The sequence below is a fragment of the Pseudomonas sessilinigenes genome (assembly GCF_003850565.1).
In the GTDB taxonomy this organism is placed as follows: Bacteria; Pseudomonadota; Gammaproteobacteria; order Pseudomonadales; family Pseudomonadaceae; genus Aquipseudomonas; species Aquipseudomonas sessilinigenes.
Window position 1 is genome coordinate 6,885,967 of sequence record NZ_CP027706.1, and the last position, 10,645, is coordinate 6,896,611.

Genomic DNA, 10,645 nt, shown 5'->3' on the forward strand with positions numbered 1-10,645 from the left:
CCTTTGAAGAGAAAACGGAACATGGGCGTGGCTAGAGGTGACAGAGCTGGCGTAGCGCGCCGGTATCCAGGTGGCGCTCCACCAGGTCCGCCAGGCGCTCGATATCGCGCTCGCGCAAGGCGTGGTAATCCACCTCTTGCACATCCTCCAGGCCAGCCCAGCGCAGCAACGCGCCACACGCGGCCGGGACCTCGAACAGGCCATGCAGGTAAGTGCCGATAATCTGCCCGTCGTCGCTATAGGCGCCATCGCTGCGCCCGTCGTCGAGCCACACAGGCGCTTGCTCCAAGGCAGGCCCACGGCTGACTCCGGCGTGAATCTCGTAGCCGCTGACCTTCGCGTCTTCCAAGACCAGGCGACCACTGACATTACGCAACTGCTTTTCTGTTTCGAGCACGGTCTCGAAGGCCAGCAGCCCCAAGCCCGCGCTCGATCCCGCTACGCCTTCGAGCCCCAGGGGATCGTGCACCTGCTCGCCGAGCATCTGCAGGCCACCACAGATCCCCAGAAGCTTGCCGCCATAGCGCAGGTGCCGGGAGATCGCCTGCTCCCAACCATTGGCCCGCAGGTAGGCCAGGTCGCTGCGCACGCTCTTGGAACCAGGAAGAATGATCAGGTCTGCCGCGGGAATCGCCTGGCCGGGGCCAATGAACTGCAGGTCCACCTGGGGATGCAGGCGCAAGGGATCGAAGTCGGTATGGTTGCTGATGCGCGGCAACACCGGCACCACGACCTTGAGCAACTGCTCGACCTTGCTGGCCTGACGCTGGTCGATACCGTCCTCGGCCTCCAGGTGCAAGTCCATGACATAGGGCAACACGCCCAGCACCGGCTTGCCAGTGCGTTGCTGCAACCAGTCCAGGCCTGGTTGCAGCAATGCGATGTCGCCCCGAAAGCGGTTGATGATGAAGCCCTTGACCCGGGCCTGTTCGCTAGGCGAAAGCAGCTCCAGCGTACCCACCAAATGGGCGAACACACCGCCACGATTGATATCGGCGATCAGCAACACCGGGCAGTCCACCGCCTCGGCGAACCCCATATTGGCAATGTCCCCGGCCCGCAGGTTGATCTCGGCCGGGGAACCGGCACCTTCCACCATCACCACCTGGTAAGCGGCCCGCAGCCGTTCGTGGGAGGCCAGCACCGCCTGCATGGCAATCGACTTGTAGTCGTGATAGGCCACGGCATTCATGGTGGTCACCGCACGACCATGGATGATCACCTGGGAACCAGTGTCGCTATTGGGCTTGAGCAGCACCGGGTTCATGTCGGTGTGAGGCACCAAGTTAGCAGCTTGGGCCTGGACCGCCTGGGCCCGGCCGATCTCGCCGCCATCGGCGGTCACCGCACTGTTGAGGGCCATGTTCTGCGGCTTGAAGGGCACCACGCCGACACCCTGGCGCACCAGCCAGCGACACAGCGCAGTAACCAGGGTGCTCTTGCCGGCATCCGAAGTGGTGCCTTGCACCATCAGTGTTGTCATGGGTGATCCTTGCGGTAGGCCAGCAGCGCCTGCTCCAGGCGCACCCAATCGGCCTCCTCGGCAGGCAAGCCGAAACGCAGGCTGCTGTTATGGACGAACAGGCGCAGCAGAATGCCCTGTCGCGCCATGAACTGATGCAAGCGCTCGGCCTCGGCGGTGATCAGCCATTGAAACAGGGCACAACCACCCTGGGGCTTGAAACCATGGCGCTCCAGGACGTCCACCAACCGCTGGCTGGCCACTTCGCTGCGCTGGCGCTGGCGGGCATGCCCGGCGACATCTTGCAGACAGGCCTGGCCCAGCACCCGGGTTGGTCCACTGACAGCCCAGGGCCCGACCTGTTCGGCCAGTAGCTTGAGCAACCGGTGCTCGGCCAGGACAAACCCCAGCCGCACACCAGCCAGGCCGAAGAACTTGCCGAAGGAACGCAGGACGATCAACCCCACCTGGTGGGCATGACCGGCCAGGCTCAGCTCGGGGGTGTTGTCCATGAAGGCTTCGTCCACCACCAGCCAGCCACCGCGCTGGGCCAGGCGCCCGTGCCACTCCAGCAGGCGCTCCGGGGGCAGGCTCAGGCCCGTGGGATTGTTGGGATTGACCACCACCAGCACGTCGAGGCTGTCGAGAAAGAAGTCCACCTCCTGCTCCAGCACCTCGCGAACCCGGTACCCGGCGCGGCGCCAGGCTTGCGCATGCTCGGCATAACAGGGCGACAACACCCCGACCTTGCCCGTACGTCGCAAACGCGGCAGCAATTGGATCGCAGCCTGAGAGCCCGCTACCGGCAGCACCTCCCTGGCGCCGTAGTACTCGCAGGCCGCCTGCTCCAGGCCATCGTCGGTCTCTGGCAGGCGCGCCCATGCACGCAGCGGTATCTGCGGCAATGGAAACGGCCAGGGCGCCAGGCCACTGGACAGGTCAAGCCAGTCCTCTTCAGGAATACCCTGCTCCAGGGCTGCCTTGCGTAACCGCCCACCGTGCTCAAGCATAGAATTCAGCCCCCAGGCAAAGAATCAGCAACCAGAGCCAAACGCCTCGCTGCACCAGTTGCCAGCCACGATCGATGGAACCGGCACTTGCCGGCTCGCCCTCGCCCAACTGTGGGCGTTGATGCAACTGACCATGATAGATCGCCGCGCCCCCCAGCTCGACGCCCAGGGCGCCGGCGCCAGCCGCCATCACCGGGCCCGCATTGGGACTGTCCCAGGTGGGCCCTTGGCGGTACCAGCACTTGAACGCCAGGCGGGTCTTGCCCAGCAAGGCATAAGTCAGGGCCACCAGGCGCGCCGGCACATAGTTGAGCAGATCGTCGATCCGTGCGGCTGCCCAGCCGAAGCGCTCGAAGCGCTCGTTGCGATAACCCCACATTGCATCCAGGGTGTTGCTCAGTCGATAGAGCACCACTCCCGGCACACCCGCCACAGCGAACCAGAACAAGGCGGCGAACACCGCATCGCTACCGTTTTCCAGCACCGATTCGGTCGCTGCCCGAGCCACGGCGGTGGCGTCCAGCTCGCTGGTCTGGCGGCTCACCAGATACCCTACCCGGCGCCGAGCTTCGTCCAGGTCATCGCTGCGCAGCGCCTGGGCCACGGGCTCGACATGCTCGCCAAGGCTGCGCAGCCCCAGGGCGCAGTACAACGCCAGGATCTCCACTAGCCAGCCGATATAGGGCAACCAGGACAACGCCGTGGCCAATAGCGTCAGGGGCAGGACGGCCAGCACCCAGGCAGTGACACCATGACTGCGCCAGCCTCTTCCGGCAGCGTTGAAACGCTGCTCGATCCGATCCGCCAGGCGCCCGAACGCCACCAGTGGATGCCAGCGCCTGGGCTCGCCCAGCAACGCATCCAGTGCCACCCCGGCGACACTCAGCAATGCCACGCTCATTGGCTTACTCCCCAGCGGTTTTCATACAACAATTCATTCAACGGCCGCGGCTGTGCCCAGCCTTCCAGGGCCAGCATTGGCGCCGGGTAGAACTCGGTGACCGGCCCCAGGCACAACACGGCCAGGGGCTTGGCCCCCTCCGGCAAGCCCAGCAAGTCGGCTAGCGCCTGGGGCTCGAACAGCGATACCCAGCCCATTCCCAGGCCTTCGCTACGCGCCGCCAGCCACAGGTTCTGGATCGCGCAGGACAAGGACGCCAGGTCCATCTCCGGCAGGGTCCGCCGACCGAAGACATGCCGCTCGCGGCCGTCCATCAACGCGGCCACCAAAAGCTCGGCGCAATCGTTGATGCCTTCGACCTTGAGCCTCATGAACTCGTCGGAACGCTCCCCCAGGGCCTCGGCGGTGCGCACTCGCTCCTCTTCCACCAATTGCTGGATCTGCCCCCGCAGCACGCGGTCGCTGATGCGGATGAAACGCCAAGGCTGCATCAGCCCCACGCTCGGCGCCTGGTGGGCTGCCGTCAGCAAGCGCTGCAACAGCTCGGGAGCGACGCTGCCGCCGGCGAAATGGCGCATGTCGCGACGCTCGGCAATGGCCCGATAGACCGCCTCGCGCTCGAGCGAGGAAAAAGCCTGTTCAGTCACCCGTGACGCCCCCAGCTACATCAACCTCTCGCTTCGGAGCGAACAACGCGGCCACCGCCGCAGGATTGGATGGAAAGTAGAAATGCACATAGGAGGCCGTCATTCTCCCGACCCGATAGACCGCCTCGGCACCACGGCCACCGTTGGGACTGGAGCCCCGGGCGATAGGCGCAAGCTCGGTACTGGTCAGGGAATGATGGTAGGTATGGCCTCGCAGGCTACCCTCCGGCAGGTCCACCGCTTGCAAGGCCAGGGCAGCCAGACGCTTCTGCATCACCGCTTCGCCGGGGAGCAGGCCCAGCAGCTCGGCTCGCTGGCCCTGGACATCGACCAGGGAATCCAGCAAGTACAACATCCCGCCACACTCGGCGAGCAAGGGCTTGCCAGCGCCATGATGAGCACGAATAGCCGCCAGCATCGCACTGTTGCGCTCCAGCGCCTGGTGATGCAATTCGGGGTAACCGCCCGGTAGGTACAGGCTGTCGGCCTCAGGCAGCTCGCGGTCGTGGATCGGTGAAAAGAAGCTCAACTGCGCCCCCATGGCTCGCAGCAAGTCCAGGTTGGCGCCATAGGTAAAGGCAAATGCCTCATCCCGTGCCACGGCAATGCGTACACCCTCGAGCAGTGGTTCACACATTGTCGGAACGGGGGCGGCAAAGCCGACGGCAGGCGGTAGCGCTACCTGGCAACTGCTGGCCAGCGCCTCGGCGGCGGCATCCAGGCGCAAGTCCAGGTCATTGAGCTCGTTGGCTTGCACCAGCCCCAGATGGCGACTGGGCAGTTCGATATCCGTCTCCCGGGACAGCGCGCCATACCAGCGCAACCCTTCGGTGAGGCTGCCTTCGAGCAACTGCGCATGGCGCAAGGTGCCGACACGATTGGCCAGCACCCCGGCAAATGGCAGGTCCGGCTGGTAGCGCGCCAGGCCCAAGGCCAGGGCACCAAAGGTCTGGGCCATGGCGGTACCGTCGATCACCCCCAGCACCGGTACTCCAAAATGCCGTGCCAGGTCGGCGCTGGAGGGCGTGCCGTCGAACAGCCCCATGACCCCCTCGATCAGGATCAGGTCGGCCTCGCCCGCGGCTTCCCACAATAGGCGGCGGCTCTCCTGCTCACCCACCATCCACATGTCCAGCTGGTACACCGGGGCACCACTGGCACGCTCGAGAATCATCGGGTCGAGGAAATCCGGCCCGCACTTGAAGACCCGCACTTTGCGCCCCTGGTTGCGGTGCAGGCGCGCCAGGGCGGCGGTCACGGTAGTCTTGCCCTGGCCGGATGCCGGTGCGGCGATCAATACCGCCGGGCAATGACGAACATCATTCATGGGTTCACGCTCACAGCTCGATGCCTTTCTGCGCCTTGATACCGGCCTGGAAGGCATGCTTGAGCATGCCCATCTCGGTGACGGTGTCGGCCAACTCGATCATTTCCGGCTTGGCCCCGCGCCCTGTCACCACCACATGCTGCATCGGCGGACGGGCTTGCAGGTCGCTGAGCACCTGATCCAGGTCCAGGTAGCCATGCTTGAGGGCGATGTTCAGCTCATCGAGCACCACCAGGCCGATCTCTGGATCGCTCAGCAACTCCCGGGATACCGCCCAGGCGGCTTCGGCGGCGGCGATATCACGCTGGCGATCCTGGGTCTCCCAGGTGAAACCCTCACCCATTACATGAAACCGCACCTGCTCGGGGAAACGCCTGAAAAACAGTTCCTCACCGGTACTGTTGCGACCCTTGATGAACTGCACCACGCCACACCGCATGCCGTGCCCCATGGACCGTGCCAGCATGCCAAAGGCCGAACTGCTCTTACCCTTGCCGTTGCCAGTCAGCACCAGCAACAGCCCGCACTCATTGGGGGAGTTGGCGATACGCTCGTCGATCACCGCTTTTTTGCGCAGCATGCGCGCCAGGTGACGTTCGTCACGCTCGAAGGATTCACTCATGGGACAGCTCTCCGTTGGGGCTGGGGGAACTGGGGGCAGGAACAGGAATAGACGGCACAAGCCTGGCATCGCCCACCGTGATGCCGTTGGATGAGTCAGGCCGGTCTCCGGGCTCATGAGCGGCATCGCTGCCGGACTGCGCGCCTTCCCATGCCTGCTTCGACACAGTGGCACTTGCGCAATCTTGACTCACCTACCGTTGCGGGGGCAGCGCCGGAATCGTCGCCTGCTCCATGGCTGGAGAGGACCCTGACCGGCTTCCCTGTTTCACTCTATCGACCTGTGGCCACAGAGCACCTGAAACAAGTCGCGAAGGTTAGAGGGTTGAGAATGGAGCGTCAATTGAAGCGGCCCGCCACATCCTGCACAAAACTGCACTGCATCAACAAACTGACGCCAATCTTGTGCCACACTGGAGGGAGTGATATCAAATAGCCACTTTCAGGACATGACGTCCCGTCACACAACAATAAGGGGTGAGTTCGATGCAAGGCATGATCATCAGCAATCCAAGGCTGGAATTCCTGCGTCCGATGCTGGAGCGCTGGTTCGATTGCATTGACCGCTACAACGCGGTCCGCGGCGATAACGAAACCCCTTACTGGTTCGACGAACAGGCCAACCTGGGCCTGCTCTCCGCTGCGGCCTGGATGGCCGAGATGGTGACCCTCGAACACAGCCCCAGCAAGAAGCAGCTTGAAGAAGGTGCACGCAACGCTCGTACCGGCCTGTACCTGGCCACCAAGGAAGAACGCGCCTACATCCAGGCCACCCAGCGCTGGCCACGAGTCAACAGCCTGAACCTGACCCAGGCACTGCTGGATATCGCCAATGAGGCGAAGGCGATCAGCTACGCCAGCGACCTGAAGCTTGGCTGCCTGTTCGTCGCCCCTCAAAAGGCACAGCACAGTGCTACTCCCGAAGAGCTGCAGGACATGCTTGACGATCTGCAGAAGGAACACTGCTGCGCCGTGGCCTGGTATTTCCCCTATGCGTATCGCAAACTACACAACGAGGCTGGCCAGTATCACCCCGGAATAGCCGTACTGTTCAAGGAAGCCCGCTGAGTACAAGGAACCCAGGCCCGTCCATGCCTCTCTATGATTGAACGTTCGCGCATCCATAGGGACATCAACATGCTCAAGCCACGCCATACCTTGCTCATCATCGCCGCTGGCCTCGCCGCCTGCGGCGAAACCTCCAGCCTTCAGGTCGCGGATGGAACCGGCCCAACCCCCAAGCTGCCGGAACCCAATCCCACGCTGATTCCCACGCTGAACATCGCCCCGGCCGTCGGCTGGCCCCAGGGAACCAAACCCCAGGCCGCCAGCGGCACCCAGGTCAACGCCTTCGCCGAGAACCTCGACCATCCACGCTGGCTCTATGTCCTGCCTAATGGGGACGTCCTGGTGGCAGAAACCAATGCCCCGCCCAAGCCGGACGACAGCCAGGGCCTTCGCGGCTGGGTAGCCGGCAAGGTGATGGAGCGCGCCGGCGCCACCGTTCCCAGCGCCAATCGCATCACCTTGCTGCGCGATGCCGATCATGACGGTGTGGCGGAGACTCGCAGCGTATTCCTGGAAAACCTCAACTCGCCCTTCGGCATGACCCTGGTGGGCAACGACCTGTATGTGGCCGACACCGACAAGTTGCTGCGCTTTCCCTACCAGAACGGTGACACCAGGATCAACGCCAGCGCCATCAAAGTGCTCGACCTACCTGGCGGCACGCTGAATCACCACTGGACCAAGAACGTCATCGCCAGCAAGGACGGCAGCAAGCTGTACGTGACCACCGGCTCGAACAGCAACGTCGGCGAAAACGGCCTGGACAAGGAAGAAGGCCGGGCGGCGATCTGGGAAGTGGACCGTGCCAGTGGCCAGCACCGACTGTTCGCCACCGGCCTGCGCAACCCCAACGGCCTGGCCTGGGAACCAGTGAGCGGAGCGCTCTGGACAGCGGTGAACGAGCGGGACGAGATCGGCAGCGACCTGGTACCCGACTACATCACCTCGGTCAAGGATGGCGCTTTCTACGGCTGGCCCTTCAGCTACTACGGCCAGCACGTGGATGTGCGGGTCAAGCCCCAGGACCCGGCGCTCGTGGCCAAGGCCATCGCCCCGGACTACGCCGTAGGGCCGCATACCGCCTCGCTGGGGCTGGCCTTCGCCGAAGGCAGCAAGCTTCCCGCCCCCTTCACCGAAGGCGCCTTCATCGGCCAGCACGGTTCCTGGAACCGTAAGCCCCATAGCGGCTACAAGGTGATCTTCGTACCGTTCAGCGGCGGCAAGCCCCAAGGACAGCCGATCGACCTGCTCAGCGGCTTTCTAGATGCTGACAAGAACGCCATGGGGCGACCGGTGGGAGTGGTGATCGACCAGCAAGGGGCCCTGCTGGTCGCCGATGACGTCGGCAACAAGATCTGGCGCGTGAGCACTGCCAAGAAACCCTGAGCTCAGCGCTTGCGACATAGGGTCAGGCCATCCCCCAGGGGCAGCAACGACAGATCGATACGCGGGTCATCCTTGAGGGCACGATTGAGCGCCTGGATGGCCCGGGTATCCTCGCTGGCAGGAGCCACCTCCAACACCCGCCCACTCCACAAGGTGTTATCGAACACGACCAACCCTGCAGTACGCAGCAAGCGCAGCGCGGACTCCAGGTAAGCCGGGTAATTGGCCTTGTCGGCATCGATGAAGATCAGGTCGAAAGAATCACCCTGCCCCTGTTGCTCCAGGCTGGCCAGGGTTTCCAGGGCAGGCGCCAGGCGTAGATCGATACGCTGCTCGACTCCAGCCTCCTGCCAGTAACGGCGGGCAGTGGCGTTGTAGTCACCAGGAAGATCACAACAGACCAGCGAACCATCCTCAGGTAACGCTTGGGCCATGCACAAGGCGCTATAGCCAGTGAAGGTGCCAACTTCCAGTACCCGGCGAGCACCGATCAGCTTGATCAACAGGGCGAGGAATTGCCCCTGCTCCGGCGCAACCTGCCAGCGCGCAGTGGGCAAGACTTGGGTTTCATCCCGCAGGCGGCGCAGCAATGGCGTTTCACGCAGGGAAACGTCCAGCAGGTACTGATAGAGGGCATCGTCGAGATTGAGCGTACGGGCAGTCACGAACACCTCGACAAGAAATGATTATGGGTTGTGCGCCAGGTGTTCCGGCTGTAGCACGCGCTTGGCGCTCAGGTAGGCTTTCTGCCAGTAGGCCTTGGACAGGCTGTCGAGCTTCACTGTGCCGCCAGTGGCCGGGGCATGCACGAAACGTCCTTCGCCGACATAGATCCCCGCATGGCTGACCTGGGAGCCGCCATTGGTGGCGAAGAAGATCAGGTCACCGGTTTGCAGCGCGTTCTTGCCCACATCCGGGGCCTGCATGCCAATCATCTCGCGAGTCGAGCGCGGCAGCGAGATACCAGCGGCATCACGGTACACATAACCGATCAGCCCACTGCAATCGAAACCTGAGTCAGGGGTATTGCCGCCCCAGCGATAAGGCGTACCCACCAGGCCCAAGGCACGAAACAGCACATCTTCGGCAACCGGAGAAAAGGTTTGGGAGGAATTGAATACCGGAGCACGTACCACGGGCGCAGGAGGCGGAGTACGGCTGGCACAAGCGCTGAGCAGCGCGGCGAGGACGATGAGAGCGATACGGGCCGAGGTCGACATAAGCTGAACAATCCTGATCGGGATGCGGCTTTCTCTGCCGTGGTACTGAAAACAAAACCGCGTAAGCGAGGCTTACGCGGTTTGTTTCAACAATAGATCAGGATTCTAGCGCCTACGCACCAAACTTCAAGTAAGACTTTAACTTCGCCCTACAAATAGTCTGCTTATTTACGCGCGGTGACTACGGTCGGAGCCATGGCGAGTGCGCGCTTGGCTTCAATGAAGGTCTTGCTCCAGTAGCTGTCACCCAGGCTGTCGACCCGCACGCCACCGCTACGACGGCTGCTGGAGTGAATAAACTGATCATCCCCCAGGTAGATACCGGCATGGCTGACACGTCCGCGGCCATTGGTGCTGAAGAACAGCAGATCACCCGGCTTGAGGTTGTTGCGCGCAACCAGGGGAGCCTTGACGTTGATCATTTCGCGAGTGGAGCGAGGCAGATTCATGCCTGCCTCTTCACGAAACAGATAACCAATGAACCCACTGCAATCGAAGCCAGCTTCGGAGGTCCCGCCGAAACGGTAGCGGGTACCGATCAGGGACATGCCGCGCTCGAGAATGCTGTCAGCCAGAACTGGCAACTGATAAGGCTTGCTGTCAGCGAATTCTGCCAGTTCCTTTTCAGTTGCCAGCTCTTCCTGGTAAACAGCGGAAGACTGGTTCTTGGTAGTGACTTGAGCCTGCTGTACGACTTGTTGCTGCGACACCGGAGTATGGGAAGCGCAACCAAACAACAGGGTAACGAGTGCGAGAGGCACGAGGGGTGCGAAGCGATTTAGCATGGGCACGACCGTGGCTTGAATAAAAGAAGTAGCGACTATGCCTTCTATCGCTCTCATTTGCAAATTCAATCGATCAGAATGTGACTTATGAGTTTCTTGCGTACATCTAAGGCTTTAAGCCCATTTAAGCCGCACCCGCCCTTGGAAGCCCTTCCAAAGGCGCGTTTTCTGGCGCCTGAATTATGCCCGAACCCCACAGGATGACTGGAAAACCATCG

General features: G+C 62.7%; 11 protein-coding genes and 1 riboswitch. Of the genes, 2 read left to right on the plus strand and 9 right to left on the minus strand.

The features are described from left to right. Positions 1-31: 31 nt before the first annotated feature. From C4K39_RS31395 to cobO, 6 genes are read right to left on the minus strand one after another with little or no spacing between them, the layout of a single operon-like run. Complete coding sequence (locus C4K39_RS31395; protein ID WP_124348300.1) at positions 32-1,483, minus strand: cobyric acid synthase; 1,452 nt, start codon at positions 1,481-1,483, stop codon at positions 32-34. Beyond that, the gene (cobD, locus tag C4K39_RS31400) at positions 1,480-2,472 is read right to left on the minus strand and encodes a threonine-phosphate decarboxylase CobD (RefSeq protein ID WP_124348301.1); all 993 of its coding nucleotides are present in this window, start codon (positions 2,470-2,472) and stop codon (positions 1,480-1,482) included. Before cobD ends, C4K39_RS31395 begins: the two co-directional genes overlap by 4 nt. Beyond that, a complete protein-coding gene (gene cbiB, locus C4K39_RS31405) occupies positions 2,465-3,373 on the minus strand; it encodes an adenosylcobinamide-phosphate synthase CbiB (RefSeq protein ID WP_068587480.1) in 909 nt (302 codons plus the stop codon). The genes cobD and cbiB overlap by 8 nt, the downstream gene beginning before the upstream one ends. Continuing rightward, the gene (bluB, locus tag C4K39_RS31410; RefSeq protein ID WP_068587482.1) at positions 3,370-4,020 is read right to left on the minus strand and encodes a 5,6-dimethylbenzimidazole synthase; all 651 of its coding nucleotides are present in this window, start codon (positions 4,018-4,020) and stop codon (positions 3,370-3,372) included. Before bluB ends, cbiB begins: the two co-directional genes overlap by 4 nt. Next, positions 4,013-5,347, minus strand: coding sequence for a cobyrinic acid a,c-diamide synthase CobB (locus C4K39_RS31415; RefSeq protein ID WP_068587484.1), 1,335 nt, complete (start codon positions 5,345-5,347; stop codon positions 4,013-4,015). The genes bluB and C4K39_RS31415 overlap by 8 nt, the downstream gene beginning before the upstream one ends. 10 nt (positions 5,348-5,357) lie before the next feature. Next, positions 5,358-5,969, minus strand: a complete 612-nt coding sequence (gene cobO / locus C4K39_RS31420) for a cob(I)yrinic acid a,c-diamide adenosyltransferase (RefSeq protein WP_124348302.1) — start codon at positions 5,967-5,969, stop codon at positions 5,358-5,360. 81 nt (positions 5,970-6,050) lie between these two features. Next, a riboswitch (cobalamin riboswitch) is annotated at positions 6,051-6,285 on the minus strand. Positions 6,286-6,454: 169 nt separating this feature from the next. Here cobO and C4K39_RS31425 point away from each other — a divergent pair. Then, positions 6,455-7,036, plus strand: coding sequence for a hypothetical protein (locus tag C4K39_RS31425; protein WP_068587488.1), 582 nt, complete (start codon positions 6,455-6,457; stop codon positions 7,034-7,036). Between the two features lie 69 nt (positions 7,037-7,105). Further along, positions 7,106-8,422, plus strand: coding sequence for a PQQ-dependent sugar dehydrogenase (locus C4K39_RS31430; protein WP_068587574.1), 1,317 nt, complete (start codon positions 7,106-7,108; stop codon positions 8,420-8,422). Between the two features lie 2 nt (positions 8,423-8,424). Here the strand turns inward: C4K39_RS31430 and C4K39_RS31435 are convergent, their stop codons facing one another. From C4K39_RS31435 to C4K39_RS31445, 3 genes are all read right to left on the minus strand, one after another. Next, positions 8,425-9,087, minus strand: coding sequence for an O-methyltransferase (locus C4K39_RS31435; protein ID WP_124348303.1), 663 nt, complete (start codon positions 9,085-9,087; stop codon positions 8,425-8,427). Positions 9,088-9,108: 21 nt separating this feature from the next. Continuing rightward, the gene (locus tag C4K39_RS31440; RefSeq protein WP_068587492.1) at positions 9,109-9,642 is read right to left on the minus strand and encodes a C40 family peptidase; all 534 of its coding nucleotides are present in this window, start codon (positions 9,640-9,642) and stop codon (positions 9,109-9,111) included. Between the two features lie 164 nt (positions 9,643-9,806). Beyond that, positions 9,807-10,427 (minus strand): C40 family peptidase, encoded by a 621-nt coding sequence (locus C4K39_RS31445; protein ID WP_068587494.1) that lies wholly within the window; start codon positions 10,425-10,427, stop codon positions 9,807-9,809. Positions 10,428-10,645 lie beyond the last annotated feature (218 nt).

Coding starts and splice junctions, on each gene's coding strand:
- C4K39_RS31430 (WP_068587574.1), top strand. CDS start 7,106: ATGCTCAAGCCACGCCATACCTTGCTCATCATCGCCGCTGGCCTCGCC.
- C4K39_RS31440 (WP_068587492.1), bottom strand. CDS start 9,642: ATGTCGACCTCGGCCCGTATCGCTCTCATCGTCCTCGCCGCGCTGCTC.
- C4K39_RS31445 (WP_068587494.1), bottom strand. CDS start 10,427: ATGCTAAATCGCTTCGCACCCCTCGTGCCTCTCGCACTCGTTACCCTG.
- cobO (WP_124348302.1), bottom strand. CDS start 5,969: ATGAGTGAATCCTTCGAGCGTGACGAACGTCACCTGGCGCGCATGCTG.
- cobD (WP_124348301.1), bottom strand. CDS start 2,472: ATGCTTGAGCACGGTGGGCGGTTACGCAAGGCAGCCCTGGAGCAGGGT.
- C4K39_RS31395 (WP_124348300.1), bottom strand. CDS start 1,483: ATGACAACACTGATGGTGCAAGGCACCACTTCGGATGCCGGCAAGAGC.
- C4K39_RS31415 (WP_068587484.1), bottom strand. CDS start 5,347: ATGAATGATGTTCGTCATTGCCCGGCGGTATTGATCGCCGCACCGGCA.
- C4K39_RS31425 (WP_068587488.1), top strand. CDS start 6,455: ATGCAAGGCATGATCATCAGCAATCCAAGGCTGGAATTCCTGCGTCCG.
- cbiB (WP_068587480.1), bottom strand. CDS start 3,373: ATGAGCGTGGCATTGCTGAGTGTCGCCGGGGTGGCACTGGATGCGTTG.